The following is a 22,063-nucleotide window of genomic DNA, read 5'->3' as shown; positions in this document are numbered from 1 at the left end:
GCCCTTGATGGGCCGGTTTTTTTTTGGGGTGTTCTAAAGCAGAACACAATCCTGTGGCGAGGGGATTTATCCCCGATGGGCCGCGAAGCGGCCCCCAAACCTGCCAATTGTTTGCCTGGCTCATCTTTCTGGGACTGCTGCGCAGTCCAACGGGGATAAATCCCCTCGCCACAAGAGAGCCACGCCAGGCGGATGTCAGTCGTCGAAATCCTGCCAGCCACCCATCTCTTTCCACCGATTGACGATGCCGCAGAACAGCTCGGCGGTCTTCTCGGTGTCGTAGCGGGCCGAGTGGGCCTCGCGGCCATCGAAGTCGATGTCGGCGGCCTGGCAGGCTTTCGCCAGGACGGTCTGGCCGTACGCCAGGCCGGCGAGGGTGGCCGTGTCGAAACTGGAGAACGGGTGGAACGGGTTGCGCTTCATGTCCAGGCGCGCGACGGCGGCATTGAGGAAGCCCAGGTCGAAGCTGCTGTTATGCCCGACCAGGATCGCGCGCTTGCAGCCGTTGGCCTTCAACGCCTTGCGTACGCCGCGGAAGATGTCGGTCAGGGCCGTCTCTTCGCTGACGGCCATGCGCAACGGGTGGTCAAGCTTGATCCCGGTGAACTCCAGGGCCGCCGCTTCGACGTTGGCACCTTCGAACGGTTCGACGCGGAAGAAATAGGTGTGGTCCGGGAACACGAAGCCTTTTTCATCCATGCCGATGGTCGTCGCGGCGATTTCCAGCAGGGCATCGGTGGCGGAGTTGAAGCCGCCGGTTTCTACGTCGACGACAACCGGCAGGTAGCCGCGGAACCGGGCTGCCATCGGGTGACGGGCACCGCCCGAACCACCATTGCCGTCCAGTTCGTCGTCGAAATGATCTTCACTCACGCGTTTTCCTCCAGCAGGCGCCAGCGCAGTTTTTCACCGGCGCGCAGCGGGATGACGGTCTGCTCGCCGAACGGCAGGCTGACGGGGGCGGTCCATTCGTCGCGGACCAGGGTAATGCGATCGGTGTTCACCGGCAGGCCGTAGAAGCGCGGACCGTGCAGGCTGGCGAAGCCTTCGAGCTTGTCCAGCGCATTGCGCTGCTCGAATGCCTCGGCATACATCTCGATGGCGGCGTACGCGGTGTAGCAGCCGGCGCAACCGCAGGCGGCTTCCTTGGCGTGGCGGGCGTGGGGCGCCGAGTCCGTGCCGAGGAAGAACTTGGCGCTGCCGCTGGTGGCGGCGTCGAGCAAGGCTTGCTGATGAGTGTTGCGCTTGAGGATCGGCAGGCAATAGAAGTGCGGCCGGATCCCGCCCACCAGCATGTGGTTGCGGTTGTACAGCAGGTGATGCGCGGTAATGGTCGCGCCCACGTTGGCCGGGGCTTCGTTGACGAACTGCACGGCGTCGCCGGTGGTGATGTGTTCGAACACCACCTTGAGGGTCGGGAAGCGTTCCACGACGCGGCGCATGTGCTCGTCGATGAAGATTTTCTCGCGGTCGAAGACGTCGATGTCGCCGCGGGTCACTTCGCCGTGGATCAGCAGCGGCATGCCGACTTCGGCCATGGCCTCCAGCACCGGGAAGATCGTGTCGATGCGGGTGACGCCGGAGTCCGAGTTGGTGGTCGCGCCGGCCGGGTACAGTTTGGCGGCGTGGACAAAGCCACTGGCCTTGGCGTCACGGATCTCTTCGGGCTGGGTGCGGTCGGTGAGGTACAGCACCATCAGCGGTTCGAAACGGCTGCCAGCCGGGCGCGCTGCGAGGATGCGCTGGCGATAGCCATCGGCCTCGGCGGCGTTGCGCACCGGCGGAACCAGGTTAGGCATGATGATTGCGCGCCCGAAGGTGCGCGCGACATCGGCGACGGTATGGGTCAACACAGCACCATCGCGAAGATGAATATGCCAGTCGTCGGGACGCAGCAGGGTCAGGCGGTCGGACATTGGGGGGCTTCCAGGCGGGTCAAACTCTGGGGAATGCTACCGGAAAAGACCGATTCAGGCACCCGCTATCAAGTTCTGGCGCCGGCGACCGATAGCCCCTACAGGTGTGCCACGAATCCGTGGGGTGCCTGGGACCTGCGTCAGACTCTCAGTAGGTGTCGAACTTTGTAATAAAGCCAGTGGAGCCTCCCGTGCGCCAGCGTTATCTAGCCTTGCTCAGTGTGTTTGCCAGCCTTCCCGCGATGGCGCTCACTTTCCAGACCCGTCTGGAGAGCATTGAGTGGACGGTCGAAGGCGACAAGTTCGAGTGCCGGCTGAGCCAGCCGATCACCGATTTCGGCAGCGGCGAATTCGTGCGCCGGGCGGGCGAGCAGGCCACGTTCCGTCTCAAGGCCTATAACCCAATGCTGGGCGGCGGTTCCGCCACCTTGCTGGCGGCGGCCTCACCCTGGCAGCCGGGACGCGGCGACATCAACCTGGGTTCGGTGAGGATCGGCAGCGGCGACGTGCTGTTCAACAGTTCTCAGGTCCAGGCCGGGCGACTGATCAGCGGGCTGATGGAAGGTCGCAGCCCGGTGGTGCGCCGCAACAGCGAGGACGGGCGCGTCTCGGAAGTCCGCTTGCTGCCGGTGCGCTTCAACAAGGCCTTCAATGACTATCAAGGCTGCGTGGCCAAACTGTTGCCAAAGAACTTCGAACAGATCAAGCAGACCCAGATCGCATTTCCCGGTGAGTCCATCGAGCTCGATGCCCGTGCCAAGGCGCAACTGCAGGTGATGCTCGACTTCATCAAGGCCGACCCGAGCGTCAATCATGTCGAGCTTGACGGTCATTCCGACAACAGCGGCAACCGCCTGACCAACCGTGAGCTGTCGCGCCGCCGGGCCCTGGCCGTGCAGGAATTCTTCAAGGCCAACGGTTTCCAGGAATCGCAGATCACCGTGCGTTTCCACGGTGAGCGTTACCCTCTGGCACCCAACACCACCGCCGCCAACCGGGCCAAGAACCGTCGCGTGGTCGTGCAACTGGCGCGTGTGGAGCCTGCCCAGGCACCGACACCAGCACCGGTGCCGGCTGCGCAACCGGCCCCTGCGCCACCCGCACCGGCCGCCGCGCCTGCCAAGGTTCCGGCCCCCGCCGCTGCGCCGGCCAAGGCGCCTGCCGGGGCCACTGCACGCACGTCCTGATCCCGCGTGGTCGTCGCGCGTTCGACATAATCTGTCGCTTCGTCGTCATAAGCTGTCGCGCCCCTGTAAATTATCCGCGTTGGACGTTAGACTTCACGGCTTTCCGTAGAACCCGTGGAGTGATGGCATGGCGGACGTAAACAAGGTCGTTCTGGCGTATTCCGGCGGCCTGGACACTTCGGTGATCCTCAAGTGGCTGCAGGACACTTATAACTGCGAAGTGGTGACCTTCACCGCTGACCTGGGGCAGGGCGAAGAAGTCGAGCCTGCACGCGCCAAGGCTCAGGCCATGGGCGTCAAAGAGATCTACATCGATGACCTGCGCGAAGAGTTCGTCCGCGACTTCGTGTTCCCGATGTTCCGCGCCAACACCGTCTACGAAGGCGAGTACCTGCTGGGTACTTCCATCGCCCGTCCGCTGATCGCCAAGCGCCTGATCGAAATCGCCAACGAAACCGGCGCCGATGCCATTTCCCACGGCGCCACCGGTAAAGGCAACGACCAGGTTCGTTTCGAACTGGGTGCCTACGCCCTCAAGCCAGGCGTTAAGGTCATCGCCCCGTGGCGCGAATGGGACCTGCTGTCCCGCGAAAAACTGATGGACTACGCCGAGAAGCACGCGATCCCGATCGAGCGTCACGGCAAGAAGAAGTCGCCGTACTCGATGGACGCCAACCTGCTGCACATCTCCTATGAAGGTGGCGTGCTGGAAGACACCTGGACCGAGCACGAAGAAGACATGTGGCGCTGGACCGTCTCCCCGGAGAAGGCCCCGGATACCCCGCAATACCTGGAACTGACCTACCGCAATGGCGATATCGTCGCCCTGGACGGCGTGGAAATGAGCCCGGCCACCGTGCTGGCGACCCTCAACCGCATCGGTGGCGAGCACGGCATCGGCCGTCTGGACATCGTCGAGAACCGCTACGTCGGCATGAAGTCCCGTGGTTGCTACGAAACCCCGGGCGGCACCATCATGCTGCGCGCCCACCGCGCCATCGAATCGATCACCCTGGACCGTGAAGTCGCTCACCTCAAGGATGAGCTGATGCCCAAGTACGCCAGCCTGATCTACACCGGCTACTGGTGGAGCCCTGAGCGTCTGATGCTGCAACAGATGATCGATGCTTCCCAGGTCAACGTGAACGGTGTCGTGCGCCTGAAGCTGTACAAGGGCAACGTGATCGTGACCGGGCGCAAGTCCGACGACTCGCTGTTCGATGCCAACATCGCGACCTTCGAAGAAGACGGCGGTGCCTACAACCAGGCCGACGCGGCCGGCTTCATCAAGCTCAACGCCCTGCGCATGCGCATTGCGGCGAACAAGGGTCGCAAGCTGTTCTGACCCTGCCTGTGTAAAAAACGGCCTGCCCTGCGCAGGCCGTTTTTTTTTGGGGGCTCCCTTTTCTGTGCAGGGATTATCCATCCTGCCTGGCCGTGGCCTCGCCTGCGCCCCGGTAAATGACGTAGACGATGATGCGGGTGGCTTGTCTGTCGCGTTTGGACCGTGGGCGTTGCGATTGCCCGCACACCACGCACCCAGGGCGCCGCCGCTTGCGTCCGGGGCGATGACATTGCGTCGGCAACGCCTGGTGTTTGTTTGTCCGGCGCAACGTCCGTTTACGCCGGCCGAGCGAATCATCCAGGGTCTTGAGGAAATGTTTGCCCTTGGGAAAGTCGGAAGGTGAATACAGCGAGCGGTAGTTGAAGTTCAGGGTGGTAAAAAACAGCAATAACAGATAAAACGGAAAACTGATCAAAAACCAAAGATAGTATTCGCGATCGTCATCGTCCAGAAACGGCAGGGAGATGGCCGCGGAAGTTTCCGATAGCGTGGCAAATACAGCGATGAGGGTCATGGGGTTGGTAATGGTCTTCAAGGGTTTGTTCATATGGGTTGCTCATACAATATGCTCGGTGAGTCAGTTGATGGATAGGGTTATTAATAACTAGTCCAATACCGCGGCGCTGGCAAGGCGTGAATGGACGCTGCCTTGATTTCTGTTTTTTTATATTGAACGCGCCTGGCACTTCGATGCGAGGCTATTTAACCAAGGCTTTAACGATCCTATTAGCCACATGCCTTGAACCACCGGCCTCGGGGTGGAAGCGTGGCGTAATACGATTTGTCCAGAGGTTACCGGGAGGTTAAGAAAGGTCGCTTGCGGGCCGTCGAAAAATTCATGACACATTTTTTTCGGGTGAATTTGTAGGATTTTTCTGTATAGCTTGTAGGTTTCGTCTTTCGCTGCGAGCGGCCAGGGGGGGGCGGCATGCCAAGGTAGAAATGACTAGGCTATTGTGCGTGCTCTAAAAATTCGAACAGCGAAGTTGGATTTGCCCATGAATAAAGTGCTGATCGTGGATGATCACCCCGTCATTCGTCTTGCTGTACGTCTGCTGATGGAGCGTCATGGTTATGAAGTTGTGGCCGAAACGGATAACGGCGTCGATGCGTTGCAACTTGCGCGGGAACTTATGCCCGATATCGTCATTCTCGATATCGGTATTCCGAAGTTGGATGGCCTGGAGGTTATTGCCCGCCTGAGCGCCATTCCCTCGGCAATGAAAGTCTTGGTGCTGACGTCCCAGTCGCCCGGGCATTTCTCCATGCGTTGCATGCAGACGGGAGCGGCCGGGTATGTGTGCAAGCAACAGGACTTGACCGAGTTGTTGAGCGCGATCAAGGCCGTATTGTCCGGCTACAGTTATTTCCCCAACCAGGCGCTGCATACCGTGCGCTCCAGCCTGGGTAACGCCAGCGAGTCGGACATGGTCGATCGTTTGTCCGGACGGGAAATGATGGTGCTGCAACAACTGGCGCGCGGAAAAACCAATAAGGAAATTGCCGATGGGATGTTTCTGAGCAACAAGACGGTCAGTACCTACAAGACGCGTTTATTGTTGAAGCTCAACGCGCGTTCGCTGGTCGATCTGATCGAGCTGGCACAACGCAATGGGTTGGTGTGAGTCTGGCGGTCACCCATAGCCATAAAAAAGCCTCCATCGGGGAGGCTTTTAGGTGTTTGGGAGCAAGCGGTCAAAGGTCAAAGTCGTAATCGGCCAACTGCTTCTGCAAGCGGCGTTCTTCCAGCAGATTATCAATGGTGCGGCGTTTGCTCAGGTTGGTTTTCGCCACTTCCACGACCACGGGTTCTGCGTCGTCGGACTCAACGGCGATGAATTCGTCTTCTACATCCAGTTGTTCTTTGCCAGTACTCATGGGTTCGACTCCAGGCTAAGACTGCCATTGGCGCTCCTTATATCGATAAACCACGGGCGGGTAAAAAAGATTTTTTCAATCGACAGATCAATAAAACCAATAGCGCCTCAATCGTCGGAGGTCTTGTGCTTGTATTCGCATAAATCTTCGATCCGACAGCTGCCGCACCGGGGCTTGCGTGCCAGACACACGTAGCGCCCGTGAAGAATGAGCCAGTGGTGGGAATCCAGGAGGAACGCCTTGGGCACGAACTTCATCAGCTTGTTCTCCACTTCCACCACGTTCTTGCCGGGCGCCAACCCGGTGCGGTTGCTGACGCGGAAGATGTGCGTGTCGACCGCCATGGTCAGTTGCCGGAACGCGGTATTGAGCACCACGTTGGCGGTCTTGCGGCCGACGCCCGGAAGCGCTTCCAGGGCTTCGCGGGTCTGTGGGACCTCGCTGCCATGGCGCTCGATCAGCAGGCGACAGGTTTCGATGACGTTCTTGGCCTTGCTGTTGTACAGCCCGATGGTCTTGATGTACTCGGACAGCCCTTCGACGCCCAGGGCGTAGATCGCCTCCGGCGTATTGGCCACCGGAAACAGCTTGGCCGTGGCCTTGTTGACGCCGACGTCGGTGGACTGGGCCGACAGAATCACCGCGATCAACAGCTCGAACGGCGAGGAGTAGGCCAGTTCGGTTTTCGGTTCCGGGTTGTCTTCGTGAAGGCGACGAAATATTTCCAGGCGTTTGGCGGCGTTCATGGGCGCGGCGTGTCCTTGGTAGGTGAATGAGGGCTGGCGGCCGTCCAGGCCTGGCGGGCCGCCAGCAGCAAGCCGAGCAGGATGAACCCGCCCGGGGCCAGCGCGGCCAGGGGCAGGGCGCTGGCGATCAGCTCGCGCAGGGCGCCCAGGCCAAGCATCCAGAGGCCGAACAGGCCAGCAAGCCTGAGGCGAGCGGACAGACGCCGCTCAACGAGGGCGTCTTGTTGTTCCAGCACCACGCCGCTCAAGGCGATCCAGCCCAGGTAAAGGCTCGACACCCGGAACGGCTCCGGCGCCCAGGCCTGGAGCACGAAGCCTGTGCAAGCGGCCAGGGTAGCCGCCAGCACGGCACAGGCGAACACGCGTTGATACGCGCTCAGGCGATGTCGGACACTTCCCATCGCCGCGTCTTGCGCAACGACGATCAATGCCCAGGCCAACCATACCCCCAGCGCACCGGCCAGCGAGTCGCTCGCGCCGACCAATGGGACGAGCAACAGCCCGCGCGTCAGGGCCCATGGCTTATTCATCCGCGACCACTCCGGTCAGTTGAGCCTGGTGCTCGTCGAAGTAACGCAGCGTATCGTGAACCGCCTCCAGGACGGCTCGGGAGGTCACGGTCGCGCCGGCCAATTGGTCGAATCGTCCGCCGTCCTTTTTCAGGGCCCAGGCGCTGTCGTCAGTCTGCTGGCGTGATTGGCCGGTGAAGGTTTGCAGCCAGGCATTTGGCCAACCGGCAATCGCCGCGCCCAGTCCGGGGGTCTCGGACTGATGCAGGGTTTTCACGCCCAGCAGGCGGCCTTGCACGTCGATTGCGATCAGCAGTTCGATGCTGCCTTCATACCCCGTTGTCTGGCTGCGTAGCAGCACCGCGCTGGGTTGGCCGGCGCGAGTGGCCCGGTAGGCCTGTAGCAACGAGCTATGTGCCAGGGGCACGGCGGTCGTCATCACCGGCTGCGCCAATGGCTGATTGTCGTAGCGCTCGACGGGCAATACGTCGAGCAGGGCGCGGGTCTGCTGTGCTTGTCGCTGCGCCTCAATGCGCCCGGCCGTGCTCAGGTGCGTGAGGTAAGTGGCACCGCTGCCGAGGGCAACCAGTGCGATCAGGAGGGCCACGCCGCCGGGATTGTTCATGCCGGTTGCCGCCGTTGCCGTGCAGCGGCCAGGCGCTCCAGTGCGGGGACGCCAAGGTTCATCAGCAACACCGCAAATGCCACGCCGTCGGGGTAACCGCCCCAAGTGCGTATGGTGTAAGTCAGCAGTCCCACGCCGACCCCGAACAGCAGTCGAGCGAGTGGCGCCTTGGCGCCCGAAACCGGTTCGGTCACGATGAAGAACGCCCCGAGCATGGTTGCGCCGGTGAGCAGATGAAACAGCGGAGAGCCATGGGAATCGGAGCCTGAGCCGTTCCAGCCGATCAGGCTGATGAGGAACAGGCTGGCCAGCATGCCCACCGGTGCGTGCCAACTGAACACCCGTTGTTGCAGCAGAAACAGGCCGCCGGCCAGGAACGCCAGGTTGACCCATTCAGCGCCCCGGCCACCGAAATGGCCAAACGCCGGGTTGTGGGCGAACAGCTCGTCGATGGTCAGGCTTCGGTTGATCCGCAGGCTGTCCAGCGCGGTCGCCCCGGCCCAGGCGTCGGGTGCTGGCGGTGTGCCGAACACTTGTTGCAGGCCTTCCAGCAAGCCCACGGCGTGGGGCGCAGGCCATTGACTCATGTGGGCAGGAAACGCCACCAGGGCCAGGGCATAGCCGAGCATGGCCGGGTTGAATGGGTTGCTGCCGACGCCCCCCCACAGGTGTTTGCCAAAGAGCAGGGCGCAGGCCACCGCCGTGACGGTCAGCCACCAGGGACCGTACGCTGGCAAGGCCAGGGCCAGCAGGGTGGCGCTGACCAGCGCACTGCCATCGAACAGCTCGGGGGCGAGTGATCGGCGGCGCAGGCGCAGCACCGCGGCTTCGATCGCCATTGCGGTGAGCCCCGCCAGCGCCAGGTTCAGCAAAATGCCCCAGCCCTGGAACCACAGCAGCGCCAGCGCCCCCGGCAGCGTCGCCAGCAGCACGCGCTGCATGGCCTGGCGCAGTCGTTCGTCCATGGGCTCAGGGCGTGACATGGGCGTCCACCTGGCGCTCGGCGTCCTTCACCGCTTGCTCCAATGCCAACACCTGGTTGTCCGGGGCCGCCGCCGCGCGGGCCTTGCTGAGCTCGGCGCGGCGCATGGCCAATTGGATCTTGGCCCGTTTCAGCTCGGCGTTCGGCGCGGGTGCCGGGGCTGGCGCTGGCGCGGTTTGCGGTGCGGCGCTTTCCAGTTGTATCAGGGCTTGCTCGGCCGCTTCGAACTGGCGTTGCAGCACGATCAGTTGCGATTGTTGCTCGAAGGTCGGCGGGTGACCGAAGGCCTTCAAGGATTTGTTCAATTGCGCCCGGCTCATGGCCAGGTCGACCTTGGCCTTTTTCAAGGCGGCATCGGCGTTGGCGGCTTTCTGCGCGCGCACCCGTTCCAGCGCGGCTTGAACCGGGTCGAGCGCCTGGGGTTGAGCCGGGGCCTGGGCGGCGCGTTGGGTGCGGGCCAGGCGTTCGGCCTGGCGCTGCTCTTCTTCACGGCGCAAACGGGCGTTGCGTTGCTCGAAGCGCCGTCGGGCATGGTTGCGTTTGGCCGCGCGCGCTTGTTGCTCCTCAAGGCTTGAGGTCAGGCCGCCGATAATCGGCAGCACGCTGGCTGTCGGCAGGGGGCGCATCTCGATGCAATCGACCGGGCAAGGCGCTACACACAGGTCGCAACCGGTGCATTCGTCGATGAGGACGGTGTGCATTAGCTTTGCCGCGCCGACTATCGCGTCCACCGGGCAGGCCTGGATGCACTTGGTGCAGCCGATGCATTCGGCTTCACGGATAAAGGCGATTTGCGCCGGGGCCGCGCCGCGGCTGGTGTCCAATTCCAGCACGGGCACTTTCATCAGCTCGGCCAGGGCCGCGATGGTTTCCTGGCCGCCGGGCGGGCACTTGTTGATCGGCTCGCCCTGGGCAATGCCCTCGGCGTAAGGCTTGCACCCCGGGTGCCCGCATTTGCCGCATTGGGTTTGCGGCAGCAGCGCGTCGATACGTTGAATCAGGCTCATGTCTTGACCAGCCCGCGCAATCCAAGAAAGGCCACCGCCATCAGTCCGGCGCTGATCAACTGAATCGGCAGCCCGCGGAAGGGCAGGGCAATAGCGTGAGTGAAGGTGCGCTGGCGCAGGTCCTCGAACAGGCCCAGCACCAGCCAGAAGCCCAGCCCGGCGCCCAGGCTCAGGGCGACGGCGTGGCCCAGGCCCTGGTCGTCCTCGCCATTGAGCAGCGTCACGCCGAGGACGCCGGCATTGCCCAGCAGCAGTGGCCACAAGCCGTCGAACGGCCATGTCGGCCGCCAGCGTGCCAGCCCGCGCAGCAGGGGGGCGATGAGCAATATGCTCAAGGGCAGCCAGACCAGCAGGCGCAACGCCGTCAGTTGGGCCGGCGCCAGCAACCAGTGATCGAGCAGATAGCCCAGGGTGCCGACCACCAGCATCAGGCACGTCGTCGCCAGCCCCAGGGCGTGCACCCGCCGCCTGCCATCGGTCGTCAGCAGCGGATCGACGCCCAGCGGCCAATGCAACACCAGGTTGTTGATCAGGGCCGCGCTGAACAATGTAAGAAGGAGGTCGGTCATGGGCGTATGGGTGAAAGGGCCTGTTACACGATGAGGCATTATCCGCCACGCGGGCAGGGCGGGCCAGATATGAAAATCCCACAGCCGCCTGCAAAGCGACTGTGGGATCGGTGCAGCGTGCGGTCGCGTTACTTGATCCGCTGGCCTGGCTTGGCGCCGCTGTCGGGGCTCAGCAGGTAGATTTCCTCGCCACCAGGGCCCGCCGCCATCACCATGCCTTCGGACACGCCGAAGCGCATTTTGCGCGGCTTGAGGTTGGCGATCATCATCGTCAGCCGGCCTTCGAGCTTGGCAGGGTCCGGATAGGCACTCTTGATGCCGGAGAACACGTTGCGCTGTTCATCGCCGATGTCCAAGGTCAGGCGCAGCAGTTTGTCGGCACCCTCGACGGCTTCGGCCTTGACGATCAGCGCGACGCGCAGGTCCACGGCGGCAAAGGCGTCGAACTCGATTTCCGGCGACAGCGGATCCTTGGCCAGTTCGCCATTGCCGGTCGGGGCGCCGGTGTCGGTCTGGCTGGCGGCCAGGTCTTCCTTGGAGGCGTCGGTCATGGCTTGCACCTTGGCGGCGTCGATGCGGGTCATCAACGGCTTGAACTCGTTCAGTTGATGGTTGCTCAGCAGGGTCTGGTGATCGTTCCAGGTCAGCGGCGCGACATTGAGGAACGCCTCGGCGTCGGCGGCCAGCAACGGCAGCACCGGCTTGAGGAAAATCACCAGTTGGCGGAACAGGTTCACGCCCAGGGCGCAGATCGCCTGGACTTCTTCCTGCTTGCCTTCCTGTTTGTTCAGCGACCACGGTGCCTTGTCGGCGATCCAGGCGTTGGCGCGGTCGGCCAGGGCCATGATCTCGCGCATGGCCCGGGCGAAATCGCGGGCCTCATAGGCTTCGGCGATGCTCGGCGCGGCGGCCAGGAACGCTTCGGTCAGCTCCGGTGCCGCATTGCCTGCCACCAGCACGCCGGCATTGCCCTTGTGGATGAAACCGGCGCAGCGGCTGGCGATGTTGACGACTTTGCCCACCAGGTCGGAATTGACCTTCTGCACGAAGTCGTCGAGGTTCAGGTCCAGGTCATCGACGCCACGGCCCAGCTTGGCCGCGTAGTAGTAGCGCAGGTATTCCGGGGACAGGTGGTCCAGGTATGTCCGGGCCTTGATGAAGGTGCCGCGGGACTTGGACATTTTCTGGCCGTTGACGGTCAGGTAGCCATGGACGTTGATGCCGGTCGGCTTGCGAAAACCCGCGCCTTCGAGCATTGCGGGCCAGAACAGGGCGTGGAAGTTGACGATGTCCTTGCCGATGAAGTGGTACAGCTCGGCGGTGGAGTCCTTGCCCCAGAACGCGTCGAAGTCCAGCTCCGGCGTGCGGTTGCACAGGTTCTTGAAGCTGGCCATGTAGCCGATTGGCGCATCCAGCCAGACGTAGAAGTACTTGCCGGGCTCATCCGGGATCTCGAAGCCGAAATACGGCGCATCGCGGGAGATGTCCCACTGTTGCAGGCCGGCGTCGAGCCATTCGGCGATCTTGTTGGCGACGGCGTCCTGCAGGGTGCCGCTGCGGGTCCAGGCTTGCAGCATCTGCTGGAAATCCGGCAGCTTGAAGAAGAAGTGCTGGGAATCCTTGAGCACCGGCGTGGCCCCGGAAATCGCCGACTTCGGGTCTTTCAGGTCAGTGGGTGCATACGTGGCGCCGCACTTTTCGCAGTTGTCGCCGTACTGGTCCTCGGTGCCGCATTTCGGGCAGGTGCCCTTGATGAAGCGGTCGGCCAGGAACATTTTCTTTTCCGGGTCGAAATACTGGGTGATCGAGCGGGTCGCGATGTGCCCGGCATCACGCAGCTTGAGGTAGACCTGGCTCGACAGCTCGCGGTTTTCCTCGGCGTGCGTGGAGTGGAAGTTGTCGAAGTCCACCAGGAACTCGGCAAAGTCGGCGCTGTGTTCGGCCTGGACGTTGGCGATCAGTTGTTCCGGGGTGATGCCTTCCTTTTCCGCGCGCAGCATGATGGCCGAGCCGTGGGCGTCGTCGGCGCAGACATAGATGCATTGGTTGCCGCGATGCTTCTGGAAGCGCACCCACATATCGGTCTGGATGTATTCCAGCATATGGCCGAGGTGAATCGAACCATTGGCATAGGGCAGGGCGCTGGTGACGAGGATCTTGCGTGGCTCGGACATGGGGCTCGGCTACTTGATGAAACGGAGGTCGGCCACTATAAAGCGCCGGCGGCTTTTTTTCACCCTATGAGCCTGTTTCCGGATGCTCGCAGGGCCTGTGTGGCGAGGGAGCTTGCTCCCGCTGGGTGGCTAAGCCGCCCTTAAAAGGCTTGTGTACCCTGACAACGTCAGCCTTGGTGCGACTGCTGCGCAGTCGAGCGGGAGCGAGCTCCCTCGCCACAGGGACATTCACACAGCAGTGTTTGGGTCGCCACAAAAGAATGGGCGGCGTAGGATAGCCGCCTGTTTTTCCAGTCTTGCTATCGGAGTTGCCCATGAGCGCCGTCAATCGCGCAGCGGTGGAAGCCGTCCTTCGCCAGTACACCGACCCCTACCTGAACCAAGACCCGGTCAGCGCCGGATGCGTGCGTGCCATCGATGTCCAGGGCGATCGCGTCCACGTCCAGTTGGAAATCGGCTACGCCGCCGACCTGTTCAAGAAAGGCTGGGCGCAAATGCTGCAGATGGCGATCGAAGGCCTGGATGGCGTGGCGGCCGCCCAAGTCGACATCACCAGCGTGATCGCCGCCCACAAGGCCCAGGCCCAGGTGCCGGGGCTGGCGAACGTCAAGAACGTGATCGCCGTGGCCTCCGGCAAGGGCGGCGTGGGCAAATCCACCACCGCCGCCAACCTGGCCTTGGCGCTGGCCCGTGAAGGGGCCAGGGTGGGGATCCTCGACGCCGATATCTATGGCCCGAGCCAGGGCATCATGTTCGGTATCGCCGAAGGCACCCGGCCGCAGGTCAAGGACCAGAAATGGTTCGTGCCGCTCAAGTCCCATGGCGTGGAAGTCATGTCCATGGCGTTCCTGACCGATGACAACACGCCGATGGTCTGGCGCGGGCCGATGGTGTCTGGCGCCTTGCTGCAACTGGTGACGCAGACCGCCTGGGGCGACCTGGATTACCTGGTGATCGACATGCCGCCAGGCACCGGCGATATCCAGCTGACCCTGGCGCAGAAAGTCCCGGTGGCCGGCGCGGTGATCGTCACCACGCCCCAGGACCTGGCCCTGCTGGATGCGCGCAAGGGCGTGGAGATGTTCCGCAAGGTCAACATCCCGGTGCTGGGCGTGGTGGAAAACATGGCCGTGCACATCTGCTCTAACTGCGGGCACGCCGAGCATCTGTTCGGCGAAGGCGGCGGGGAAAAACTGGCGACCCAGTACGGCGTCGAACTGCTGGCCTCGCTGCCGCTGTCGATGCTGATCCGTGAGCAGGCCGACGGCGGCAAGCCCACCGTGAGCGCCGAGCCGGACAGCCAGATCGCTATGGTCTACCAGGAACTGGCTCGCCACGTAGGCGCGCGGATCGTGTTGCAGGAAGCCGCCATGCCGGCGATGCCGAACATCACCATCAGCGACGACTGATAGAGTGAAACCCTACCCACTGTGGGAGCGAGCTTGCTCGCGATAGCGGCGTATCAGTCGCATCAAGGCTGACTGAACTGACGCTATCGCGAGCAAGCTCGCTCCCACATTTGGGTTGCGGTGACCTTAGATCCGCAACCCGCCATCCATTTCCAGGATCCGGCCGGTGTAGTAGTCGTTCTCGAAGATGTACGCCGCCGAATGGGCGATTTCCTCGGGCCTGCCCATGCGTTTGAGCGGGATGCCCGAGGTCATTTTTTCCAGGGCCTCGGGTTTCATGCCCAGGGTCATTTCAGTCTCGATGAAGCCCGGGGCGATGCCGGCGACACGAATGCCGTAGCGCGCCAGTTCCTTGGCCCAGGTCACGGTGGCGGCGGCCACGCCGGCCTTGGCGGCGGAGTAGTTGGTCTGGCCGACGTTGCCGGCGCGGGAAATCGAGGAAATGTTGATGATCGCGCCGCTGTTCTTCAGCTCGACCATTTTCGCCGCCACTTCGCGGGTGCACAGGAACACGCCGGTGAGGTTGACGTCGATCACGGCTTGCCATTGGGCCAGGCTCATCTTGCTCATTTCGCCGTCCTTGACCTTGAGCAGCAGGCCGTCGCGCAGGATCCCGGCATTGTTGATCAGGCCGTGGATCGCGCCGAAATCCTCGCCCACTCGGGCGACCATGTCGCTCACCTGTTCTTCATTGGCCACGTTGCACAGGTACGCCCGGGCCTCGACGCCCTTGGCCACGCACGCGGCCACGGCCTGGTCGAGCTTCTCCTGATTGAGGTCGACCAGGGCAAGCTTCGCGCCCCTGTCCGCCAGGTACTCGGCCATGGAGCGCCCCAGGCCCTGGCAACCGCCAGTGATAATGATTACTTTGTCAGTGAGTTGCATGTGCGTGTCCCGGGATGGCGGAGCGGTTGAGGGAGTTCGGTTGCGGGCCTCTCTTCTGTAGCGGCTGGAGCGCGGCATAGAGTTGCCCGATGGCACCTGGAAACATAGTCCAGCTGCCTGATCGTATTCAAGACGAATTTAGTCGAAGGAGTCATAAATTGAGCGTTGAAGCTGCCAAGCTTGCCCGAGAGCTGCTGCTCAAGGAATACCGTGGAGTGTTATCCACCCATTCCAAATCCATGCCCGGGTTCCCGTTCGGCTCCGTCGTGCCGTATTGCCTGGATGCGCAGGGCCAGCCGCTGATCCTGATCAGCCGCATTGCCCAGCACACCCACAATCTGCAGAAAGACCCCAAGTGTTCGATGCTGGTGGGCGAGCGGGGGGCGCAAGACGTGCAGGCCGTGGGGCGCCTGACATGCGTGGCACAGGCACGCAAACTCCAGGACAGCGCCGCCATCGAGGCCGCTGCCGAGCGCTATTACCGTTATTTTCCCGAATCGCAGAACTACCACAAGGCCCACGATTTCGACTTCTGGGTGCTCGACCCGGTGCGTCATCGCTACATCGGCGGCTTCGGTGCGATTCATTGGATCGACCAGGTCACCCTGGCCAATCCCTTTGCCGGCCAGGCCGAGGCGAGCATGATCGAACACATGAACGCCGATCACGCCAAGGCCATCGCCCACTACGTCGCCTTGGCCGGACTGCCGGACTGCGAGCCGGCACAGATGGTCGGCATCGACAGCGAAGGCATGCACCTGCGCATTGGCCAGGGGCTGTACTGGCTGGCGTTTCCCAGTCCTTGCAACACGCCGACACAAGTGCGCGAAGCCTTGGTTTACCTGGCTCACGCCGAGCAATGGCCGAAAAATGCAGAGGCGAACGCTTGAATTCACGAAAGGACGACGTCATTTAGGGTTTGATAGCAAGGCATTCTTGCGTTGAGGAACCTTTTGATGCGCCCTTTTTTGTTGCTCTTTCTGCTGTTCCCGGTGTTGGAGCTGTTCGTATTCGTCAAGGTCAGCGGTGCGGTCGGGTTTTTCCCGGCGCTGCTGCTGGTCATTCTCGGCTCGATGCTCGGCGTGTTCGTGCTGCGCATCGCCGGCCTCGCCACGGCATTGCGTGCCCGTGAAAGCCTGAACCGCGGCGAACTGCCGGCCCAGACCATGCTCGAAGGCCTGATGCTGGCCCTGGGTGGCGGCCTGTTGATCCTGCCAGGCTTCATCAGCGACGTGCTGGGCCTGGTCCTGCTGCTGCCGTTCACCCGGCGCATGCTCGCCAACAAGATGCGCCAGCGCGCCGAGGAGCAGGCGATGCGTCAGCGCGCGTTCGCCGATGACCTCCAGCCCCGTGGCGGCCCGGCCCCACGAGAGCCGGTGGGCCGCGAGCCGACGGTGATCGAAGGTGAATTCGAACACCGCGACTCCAAGTAAACCCTTCAGCACGGCGCCTTCGGGCGCCGTGTTCGTTCAGGCGTGGACGTAAAAATTTTTCCACCCGGCCCTTGTAATCGCCTTGCGCGCCCCTATGTATGGGTCACCGCAAGGTTTCCGGTGGCAACACCGGACAGACTTCCGCGGTTCGACTGACGAACCGCAACCGGCTTCGCCGGCTTTGTTAAACCCGCCGGGACTACACCGGCCGATGAAAACCCAAAATTAGGAGAGATCGACAATGAAGCTTCGTCCTCTGCATGACCGCGTCGTCATCCGTCGCAGCGAAGAAGAGAAGAAAACCGCTGGCGGTATCGTCCTGCCAGGTTCGGCTGCTGAAAAAGCCAACCACGGTGAAGTTCTCGCTGTAGGTACCGGCCGCGTGCTGGACAGCGGTGAAGTGCGTGCGCTGGCCGTGAAAGTGGGTGACAAGGTTGTGTTCGGCCCTTACTCCGGCAGCAACACCGTGAAAGTCGACGGCGAAGACCTGTTGGTAATGAGCGAGAACGAGATCCTCGCTGTTATCGAAGGCTGATTTCCCCGCTCATTTTCCCGCTACTACACAGTATTTAAGGAATATCGATCATGGCTGCTAAAGAAGTTAAATTCGGCGATTCCGCCCGCAAGAAAATGCTCACCGGTGTCAACGTCCTGGCTGACGCAGTAAAAGCGACCCTGGGCCCGAAAGGCCGCAACGTGATCATCGAGAAGAGCTTCGGCGCTCCGACCATCACCAAGGACGGCGTTTCCGTAGCCAAGGAAATCGAACTGGAAGACCGTTTCGAGAACATGGGCGCGCAGCTGGTCAAAGACGTTGCCTCCCGTGCCAACGATGACGCCGGCGACGGCACCACCACCGCCACCGTCCTGGCCCAGTCGATCGTCAACGAAGGCCTGAAAGCCGTCGCTGCCGGCATGAACCCGATGGACCTCAAGCGCGGCATCGACAAGGCGACCATCGCCATCGTCAAGGAGCTCAAGGGCCTGTCCAAGCCTTGCGCTGACTTCAAGGCCATCGCTCAGGTAGGCACCATCTCCGCCAACTCCGACAACTCCATCGGCGACATCATTGCCGAAGCCATGGAAAAAGTCGGTAAAGAAGGCGTGATCACCGTTGAAGAAGGCTCGGGCCTGGAAAACGAACTGTCGGTCGTCGAAGGCATGCAGTTCGACCGCGGCTACCTGTCGCCGTACTTCGTCAACAAGCCGGACACCATGGTGGCCGAGCTGGACGGCCCGCTGATCCTGCTGGTCGACAAGAAAATCTCCAACATCCGCGAAATGCTGCCGGTGCTGGAAGCCGTTGCCAAGGCTGGCCGTCCTCTGCTGATCGTGGCCGAAGACGTTGAAGGCGAAGCCCTGGCGACCCTGGTCGTGAACAACATGCGTGGCATCGTCAAGGTTGCTGCGGTCAAGGCCCCTGGCTTCGGCGACCGCCGCAAGGCCATGCTGCAGGACATCGCCGTCCTGACCGGCGGTACCGTGATCTCCGAAGAGATCGGCCTGAGCCTGGAAAGCACCACCCTGGAGCACCTGGGTAACGCCAAGCGCGTCACCCTGTCCAAGGAAAACACCATCATCGTCGACGGTGCTGGCGTTCAAGGCGACATCGAAGCGCGCATCAGCCAGATCCGTGCCCAGGTTGCCGAAACTTCCTCGGACTACGACCGTGAAAAACTGCAAGAGCGCCTGGCCAAGCTGTCCGGCGGCGTTGCGGTGATCAAGGTTGGCGCCGGTTCCGAAGTCGAAATGAAAGAGAAGAAAGCCCGCGTTGAAGACGCCCTGCACGCTACCCGTGCAGCCGTTGAAGAAGGCGTGGTACCTGGCGGTGGCGTTGCGCTGATCCGCGCACTGGAAGCCCTGACCGAACTCAAGGGCGACAACGCTGACCAGAACGTGGGCATCGCTGTTCTGCGTCGCGCTGTTGAAGCGCCGCTGCGTCAGATCGTTGCCAACTCCGGCGACGAGCCAAGCGTCGTGGTCGACAAGGTCAAGAACGGCCAAGGCAGCTTCGGCTACAACGCTGCGTCGGGCGAGTACGGCGACATGATCGAAATGGGTATCCTGGACCCAACCAAGGTCACCCGTTCGGCCCTGCAGGCAGCGGCTTCCATCGGCGGTCTGATCCTGACCACCGAAGCAGCCGTGGCTGACGCACCGAAGAAAGAAGGTGCAGCTGGCGGCGGTATGCCAGACATGGGCGGCATGGGTGGCATGGGCGGCATGATGTAAGCCAGCCTTACCCTGTAGCGAAAAACCCCGCCTGCGAAAGCAGGCGGGGTTTTTTATTGCCGCTTATTGGGGAGCGAGCGTTACGCCGCTTTCGCGAGCAAGCTCGCTCCCACAGGTGATCTTGGGCGATCACCGGATTTGCGCCCACCCTGGTCCCCTGTGGAAGCGGGCTTGCTCGCGAAGGGCCAGCAGCCCCAGCATCGTTATCGCAGGCTCGCCCCCCTCTGAACGATCCTCAGCCCCGGGCGGGGGCGGGCAGGGCTACGCGATCCGTCGTGGTGGCGGGTCGGTAAAGAATGAAGTAGTAGCAACCCAGGCAAATCAGCCAGCAGAACACTGCGGTCCAGACGTTGTGGGAAAAGAAGTGCGCCCCCTGCATCATCCTGCCGATGGAAAACACCGTGCCCAGGCCCAGGGCCAGGACGAGCGCGCGTCGAGCCAGGCGTGGCCGGCGGTCACGCAGGACGAAGAACAGGGCAAACAGGGTGAAGCCGGTCGCGGCATGGCCGCCGGGCCAGCATCGGCCAGGCTTGTCGGTGGCCGGTCGCGGGCTCAGCAATTCGCTGTAGGTTTCCTTGCCGCCGAACTCCTTGAGGCTCCAGGGGCATTGCACGGCCGTCACGGCCTTCATCGGTGTGACGAACGACGTGGCCAGTGCCAGGGACAGGACCAGGCAGCCGAGTTCGCGTTTGAACGGCTTGAGTCGAGCGTTGAAGAACGTGGCGATAAACCCCAGGACCGCCACCACGGAAAAGGCGATGACTACCTCCTTGGCACGGTCGTGGAGGATGTCTTCCAAAAAGTAACTGTGTCGGCCAATGAACCCGCCACCGGTGGCGTCATAGAACAGGTGGGCCAGATCCATGTCCAGGGTGGTCAGTTCCAATAGCACCAGGATGACCGCGACGGCGGCGGGCAGCCCCAGGGCGATCCGCAGGTTAAGCGGCCTGGAAGCAGGGCGGATGGCGGTGGAAACCATGAAAGTACCTTTGCTGGGAGTCTTCGATGAACAGCGCGTTTCGCGCAGTCTGACCGGTGTTGCGTGGGAGGGGTGTGAAGGTTGGGTGAAAAAGTCGTCAAGGCTTGCCCAAGGCTGTGTTCGGGAGCGGTCCAGTGAAGACACGAGCAGACACAATCCTAGCGGTGAGCCACACTTGGCCGTAAGCTGCGCGGGCCAAGACGGCCGTTCCCCGTATACGCAGAGGTGCCCATGCGAATTCTATTGGTCGAAGACAACCGCGACATCCTGGCCAACCTGGCCGACTACCTGGGGCTCAAGGGCTACACCGTCGATTGTGCCCAGGACGGTCTGTCGGGGTTGCACCTGGCGGCGACCGAGCACTACGACCTGATCGTGCTCGACATCATGCTGCCGGGCATCGACGGCTACACCTTGTGCAAGCGCCTGCGTGAAGACGCCCGCCGCGACACGCCGGTGATCATGCTCACCGCCCGGGACCAGTTGGACGATCGCCTGCAAGGCTTCAAGTCCGGGGCCGACGATTACCTGATCAAGCCTTTTGCCCTGTCGGAACTGGCGGCGCGGATCGAGGCGGTCATGCGCCGGGCCCAGGGGGGTGGACGGCGGGCGTTGCAGGTCGGTGACCTGAGCTACGACCTCGACACCCTGGAAGTGACCCGCGAAGGCAAGCTGCTCAAGCTCAACCCGGTCGGCCTGAAGCTGCTGGCGGTGCTGATGCAGAAAAGCCCCCATGTGTTGCGCCGGGAAATCCTCGAAGAAGCGCTCTGGGGCGATGATTGCCCGGACAGCGACAGCCTGCGCAGCCATGTCCATCAACTGCGCCAGGTGATCGACAAACCGTTCGAAAAACCCTTGCTGCACACTGTGCACGGCGTCGGTTATCGCTTGGCCGAGGGGCGCGATGGAGTTTAAGCAAAGCCTTGCCCAGCGGATCATCATCGCCTTTGCGTTGATGAGCGCATTGGTGGCAGGGGCGTTCGCCATGGGGATCGTGGCGACGGTCCACCTGGTTGAAGAAAAACTGATTTCCGCCGGGCTCGGTGGCGACCTGCAGCGCCTGTTGTTGATGGACAGCGTCTCGGACTGGAACCATCGCCCGGAACCCGACCAGTTGTTCTATTTCAGCGGCGGCCCCGGGGATTTCGAGCTGCCCAAGGACCTGCGCCATCTGGAGCGCGGATTCCACGAAGTGTTTCGCGAACAGCTGTCCTATCACGCCATGGTCGAGATCGTGGACGGCCGCCACTACGTCCTGCTCCAGGACCAGAGCGACTTCGAAGAGCGCGAACGGGTGCTGTTCGCCGTGGTGCTGGTGGGCTTTGTGCTCAGCCTGGCGCTGGCGGTGTTCCTGGGGTGGGTCCTGGCCCGTCGGGTCATGGCGCCTGTGGTTCGCCTGGCCCGGCAAGTGCGGCACCGCGACCAGTTGCTTGGTCTGGCCCCACCGCTGGCGCCGGATTACGCGGCCGATGAAGTGGGCGAACTGGCCGTGGCGTTCGACGCCACGCTGGGCCAGCTGCGCCAGGCCCTGACCCGCGAGCGTTTGTTCACCAGTGATGTGAGCCACGAGTTGCGTACGCCGTTGATGGTCCTGGCGACCTCGTGCGAACTGTTGCTGGAAAACCCGGCGCTGGATCAGCGCGGTCGCACCCAGGTCGAGCGGATCAACCGCGCCAGTGAGGAAATGCGTGAGTTGGTCCAGACCTTCCTGATGCTCGCCAGGGCTCGGCGCGAAGACAACGGCATGTCCCCTCGGGCGACCCTCGCGCAGGTGGCCGAGAACCTTCTCGGGGTGTGGCGCGCGCCCATCGAATCCAAGGGCCTGACGCTGATCTTCGAACCGGGGCAGACCCTTGAGACACTCTACAACGCCACCTTCCTGACCGCCGTGATGGGAAACCTGCTGCGCAATGCCCTGCACTACACCGACCAGGGATTTATCCGTCTTTCGCTGACCGCCACCGGTTTCGTGGTGGAAGACAGCGGCGTGGGCATCCCCGAAGAGAAGCGCGAGGCGATGTTCGAGCCGTTCGTTCGCGGTAACGAGCAGCGCGGCGAGGGCCTGGGGCTGGGGCTGTCGCTGGTGCAGCGGATCTGCGAAAACCAGGGCTGGACCGTGAGCCTCAGCACGATGGAGCCTAACGGCTGCCGTTTTGAAGTGCAGTTGAACCCGACGGGATAAGTGGG

Annotated in this window: 22 protein-coding genes and 1 pseudogene; 10 read left to right on the top strand and 13 right to left on the bottom strand. The window is 62.6% G+C overall.

Translation table 11 applies throughout. From position 1 onward, the window contains the following. Positions 1-195 precede the first annotated feature (195 nt). Complete coding sequence (rnt, locus tag V5F23_RS21770; protein WP_003204947.1) at positions 196-873, bottom strand: ribonuclease T; 678 nt, start codon at positions 871-873, stop codon at positions 196-198. Then, on the bottom strand, positions 870-1,916 hold the full coding sequence (gene pyrC, locus V5F23_RS21765) for a dihydroorotase (protein WP_042729350.1): 1,047 nt from the start codon (positions 1,914-1,916) through the stop codon (positions 870-872). Before pyrC ends, rnt begins: the two co-directional genes overlap by 4 nt. Before the next feature lie 191 nt (positions 1,917-2,107). Between pyrC and V5F23_RS21760 the strand changes: the two genes are divergently transcribed. Beyond that, entirely contained in the window at positions 2,108-3,103 is a 996-nt protein-coding gene (locus tag V5F23_RS21760) for an OmpA family protein (protein ID WP_047736610.1), read from the top strand. A 127-nt stretch (positions 3,104-3,230) separates the two neighbouring features. Further along, entirely contained in the window at positions 3,231-4,448 is a 1,218-nt protein-coding gene (locus tag V5F23_RS21755) for an argininosuccinate synthase (RefSeq protein ID WP_024779511.1), read from the top strand. 289 nt (positions 4,449-4,737) lie between these two features. Here V5F23_RS21755 and V5F23_RS21750 read toward each other — a convergent pair. Beyond that, positions 4,738-4,995 (bottom strand): annotated as a pseudogene (locus tag V5F23_RS21750) (hypothetical protein); the annotation flags it as partial. 451 nt (positions 4,996-5,446) lie between these two features. On the opposite strand from V5F23_RS21750, the gene V5F23_RS21745 reads away from it, so the two are divergent. After that, a complete protein-coding gene (locus tag V5F23_RS21745) occupies positions 5,447-6,073 on the top strand; it encodes a response regulator transcription factor (RefSeq protein ID WP_042729353.1) in 627 nt (208 codons plus the stop codon). A gap of 70 nt (positions 6,074-6,143) precedes the next feature. Here V5F23_RS21745 and V5F23_RS21740 read toward each other — a convergent pair whose 3' ends face one another. The 8 genes from V5F23_RS21740 to metG all read right to left on the bottom strand — a co-directional run bounded on the left by V5F23_RS21740 (position 6,144) and on the right by metG (position 12,938). Beyond that, positions 6,144-6,326, bottom strand: coding sequence for a hypothetical protein (locus tag V5F23_RS21740; protein ID WP_042729354.1), 183 nt, complete (start codon positions 6,324-6,326; stop codon positions 6,144-6,146). 107 nt (positions 6,327-6,433) lie between these two features. Continuing rightward, entirely contained in the window at positions 6,434-7,072 is a 639-nt protein-coding gene (gene nth / locus V5F23_RS21735) for an endonuclease III (protein WP_053148056.1), read from the bottom strand. After that, positions 7,069-7,602 (bottom strand): Rnf-Nqr domain containing protein, encoded by a 534-nt coding sequence (locus V5F23_RS21730; RefSeq protein WP_338496523.1) that lies wholly within the window; start codon positions 7,600-7,602, stop codon positions 7,069-7,071. The genes nth and V5F23_RS21730 overlap by 4 nt, the downstream gene beginning before the upstream one ends. Further along, a complete protein-coding gene (locus V5F23_RS21725) occupies positions 7,595-8,206 on the bottom strand; it encodes an RnfABCDGE type electron transport complex subunit G (protein ID WP_338496520.1) in 612 nt (203 codons plus the stop codon). The genes V5F23_RS21730 and V5F23_RS21725 overlap by 8 nt, the downstream gene beginning before the upstream one ends. Beyond that, positions 8,203-9,189: an RnfABCDGE type electron transport complex subunit D gene (locus V5F23_RS21720; RefSeq protein ID WP_338496518.1), complete on the bottom strand. Its 987-nt coding sequence runs from the start codon at positions 9,187-9,189 to the stop codon at positions 8,203-8,205. Before V5F23_RS21720 ends, V5F23_RS21725 begins: the two co-directional genes overlap by 4 nt. Further along, positions 9,176-10,195, bottom strand: a complete 1,020-nt coding sequence (rsxB, locus tag V5F23_RS21715; RefSeq protein ID WP_338496516.1) for an electron transport complex subunit RsxB — start codon at positions 10,193-10,195, stop codon at positions 9,176-9,178. The genes V5F23_RS21720 and rsxB overlap by 14 nt, the downstream gene beginning before the upstream one ends. Further along, positions 10,192-10,764, bottom strand: coding sequence for an Rnf-Nqr domain containing protein (locus tag V5F23_RS21710; RefSeq protein ID WP_338496515.1), 573 nt, complete (start codon positions 10,762-10,764; stop codon positions 10,192-10,194). The genes rsxB and V5F23_RS21710 overlap by 4 nt, the downstream gene beginning before the upstream one ends. 128 nt (positions 10,765-10,892) lie before the next feature. Continuing rightward, on the bottom strand, positions 10,893-12,938 hold the full coding sequence (gene metG, locus V5F23_RS21705) for a methionine--tRNA ligase (RefSeq protein ID WP_123578443.1): 2,046 nt from the start codon (positions 12,936-12,938) through the stop codon (positions 10,893-10,895). 314 nt (positions 12,939-13,252) lie between these two features. On the opposite strand from metG, the gene apbC reads away from it, so the two are divergent. Further along, positions 13,253-14,347: an iron-sulfur cluster carrier protein ApbC gene (gene apbC, locus V5F23_RS21700; protein ID WP_042729362.1), complete on the top strand. Its 1,095-nt coding sequence runs from the start codon at positions 13,253-13,255 to the stop codon at positions 14,345-14,347. Positions 14,348-14,473: 126 nt separating this feature from the next. On the opposite strand, the gene V5F23_RS21695 is transcribed toward apbC, so the two are convergent. Beyond that, complete coding sequence (locus tag V5F23_RS21695; RefSeq protein WP_338496512.1) at positions 14,474-15,232, bottom strand: SDR family oxidoreductase; 759 nt, start codon at positions 15,230-15,232, stop codon at positions 14,474-14,476. Between the two features lie 158 nt (positions 15,233-15,390). On the opposite strand from V5F23_RS21695, the gene V5F23_RS21690 reads away from it, so the two are divergent. The 4 genes from V5F23_RS21690 to groL all read left to right on the top strand — a co-directional run bounded on the left by V5F23_RS21690 (position 15,391) and on the right by groL (position 18,897). After that, complete coding sequence (locus V5F23_RS21690) at positions 15,391-16,122, top strand: HugZ family protein (RefSeq protein ID WP_338496510.1); 732 nt, start codon at positions 15,391-15,393, stop codon at positions 16,120-16,122. 66 nt (positions 16,123-16,188) lie between these two features. Next, positions 16,189-16,665 (top strand): FxsA family protein, encoded by a 477-nt coding sequence (locus V5F23_RS21685; RefSeq protein ID WP_047736591.1) that lies wholly within the window; start codon positions 16,189-16,191, stop codon positions 16,663-16,665. Positions 16,666-16,906: 241 nt separating this feature from the next. Continuing rightward, complete coding sequence (locus tag V5F23_RS21680; protein WP_042729366.1) at positions 16,907-17,200, top strand: co-chaperone GroES; 294 nt, start codon at positions 16,907-16,909, stop codon at positions 17,198-17,200. Positions 17,201-17,250: 50 nt separating this feature from the next. Beyond that, positions 17,251-18,897, top strand: a complete 1,647-nt coding sequence (gene groL / locus V5F23_RS21675) for a chaperonin GroEL (protein ID WP_042729367.1) — start codon at positions 17,251-17,253, stop codon at positions 18,895-18,897. A 235-nt stretch (positions 18,898-19,132) separates the two neighbouring features. Here groL and V5F23_RS21670 read toward each other — a convergent pair whose 3' ends face one another. Continuing rightward, positions 19,133-19,876 (bottom strand): phosphatase PAP2 family protein, encoded by a 744-nt coding sequence (locus V5F23_RS21670; RefSeq protein ID WP_338496509.1) that lies wholly within the window; start codon positions 19,874-19,876, stop codon positions 19,133-19,135. A 231-nt stretch (positions 19,877-20,107) separates the two neighbouring features. Between V5F23_RS21670 and colR the strand changes: the two genes are divergently transcribed. Together colR and V5F23_RS21660 are read left to right on the top strand one after the other, a co-directional pair. Then, positions 20,108-20,791, top strand: coding sequence for a two-component system response regulator ColR (gene colR / locus V5F23_RS21665; RefSeq protein WP_024779529.1), 684 nt, complete (start codon positions 20,108-20,110; stop codon positions 20,789-20,791). After that, a complete protein-coding gene (locus V5F23_RS21660) occupies positions 20,781-22,058 on the top strand; it encodes a HAMP domain-containing sensor histidine kinase (protein WP_042729369.1) in 1,278 nt (425 codons plus the stop codon). Before colR ends, V5F23_RS21660 begins: the two co-directional genes overlap by 11 nt. Positions 22,059-22,063 lie beyond the last annotated feature (5 nt).

This window comes from Pseudomonas sp. WP18 (assembly GCF_036689585.1).
GTDB classification, from domain to species: domain Bacteria; phylum Pseudomonadota; class Gammaproteobacteria; order Pseudomonadales; family Pseudomonadaceae; genus Aquipseudomonas; species Aquipseudomonas chlororaphis_E.
Note: the sequence above shows the minus strand (reverse complement) of the source record. Positions and strands in the feature narration are given on the sequence as shown.

Bases quoted from the DNA above. Each gene is read 5' to 3' on its own strand.
- V5F23_RS21720 (WP_338496518.1), bottom strand. From the start codon at position 9,189: ATGTCACGCCCTGAGCCCATGGACGAACGACTGCGCCAGGCCATGCAG.
- V5F23_RS21660 (WP_042729369.1), top strand. From the start codon at position 20,781: ATGGAGTTTAAGCAAAGCCTTGCCCAGCGGATCATCATCGCCTTTGCG.
- pyrC (WP_042729350.1), bottom strand. From the start codon at position 1,916: ATGTCCGACCGCCTGACCCTGCTGCGTCCCGACGACTGGCATATTCAT.
- V5F23_RS21740 (WP_042729354.1), bottom strand. From the start codon at position 6,326: ATGAGTACTGGCAAAGAACAACTGGATGTAGAAGACGAATTCATCGCC.
- V5F23_RS21745 (WP_042729353.1), top strand. From the start codon at position 5,447: ATGAATAAAGTGCTGATCGTGGATGATCACCCCGTCATTCGTCTTGCT.
- V5F23_RS21755 (WP_024779511.1), top strand. From the start codon at position 3,231: ATGGCGGACGTAAACAAGGTCGTTCTGGCGTATTCCGGCGGCCTGGAC.
- V5F23_RS21725 (WP_338496520.1), bottom strand. From the start codon at position 8,206: ATGAACAATCCCGGCGGCGTGGCCCTCCTGATCGCACTGGTTGCCCTC.
- V5F23_RS21685 (WP_047736591.1), top strand. From the start codon at position 16,189: ATGCGCCCTTTTTTGTTGCTCTTTCTGCTGTTCCCGGTGTTGGAGCTG.
- V5F23_RS21670 (WP_338496509.1), bottom strand. From the start codon at position 19,876: ATGGTTTCCACCGCCATCCGCCCTGCTTCCAGGCCGCTTAACCTGCGG.
- metG (WP_123578443.1), bottom strand. From the start codon at position 12,938: ATGTCCGAGCCACGCAAGATCCTCGTCACCAGCGCCCTGCCCTATGCC.
- colR (WP_024779529.1), top strand. From the start codon at position 20,108: ATGCGAATTCTATTGGTCGAAGACAACCGCGACATCCTGGCCAACCTG.
- nth (WP_053148056.1), bottom strand. From the start codon at position 7,072: ATGAACGCCGCCAAACGCCTGGAAATATTTCGTCGCCTTCACGAAGAC.
- V5F23_RS21680 (WP_042729366.1), top strand. From the start codon at position 16,907: ATGAAGCTTCGTCCTCTGCATGACCGCGTCGTCATCCGTCGCAGCGAA.
- groL (WP_042729367.1), top strand. From the start codon at position 17,251: ATGGCTGCTAAAGAAGTTAAATTCGGCGATTCCGCCCGCAAGAAAATG.
- V5F23_RS21730 (WP_338496523.1), bottom strand. From the start codon at position 7,602: ATGAATAAGCCATGGGCCCTGACGCGCGGGCTGTTGCTCGTCCCATTG.
- apbC (WP_042729362.1), top strand. From the start codon at position 13,253: ATGAGCGCCGTCAATCGCGCAGCGGTGGAAGCCGTCCTTCGCCAGTAC.
- rsxB (WP_338496516.1), bottom strand. From the start codon at position 10,195: ATGAGCCTGATTCAACGTATCGACGCGCTGCTGCCGCAAACCCAATGC.
- V5F23_RS21710 (WP_338496515.1), bottom strand. From the start codon at position 10,764: ATGACCGACCTCCTTCTTACATTGTTCAGCGCGGCCCTGATCAACAAC.
- V5F23_RS21695 (WP_338496512.1), bottom strand. From the start codon at position 15,232: ATGCAACTCACTGACAAAGTAATCATTATCACTGGCGGTTGCCAGGGC.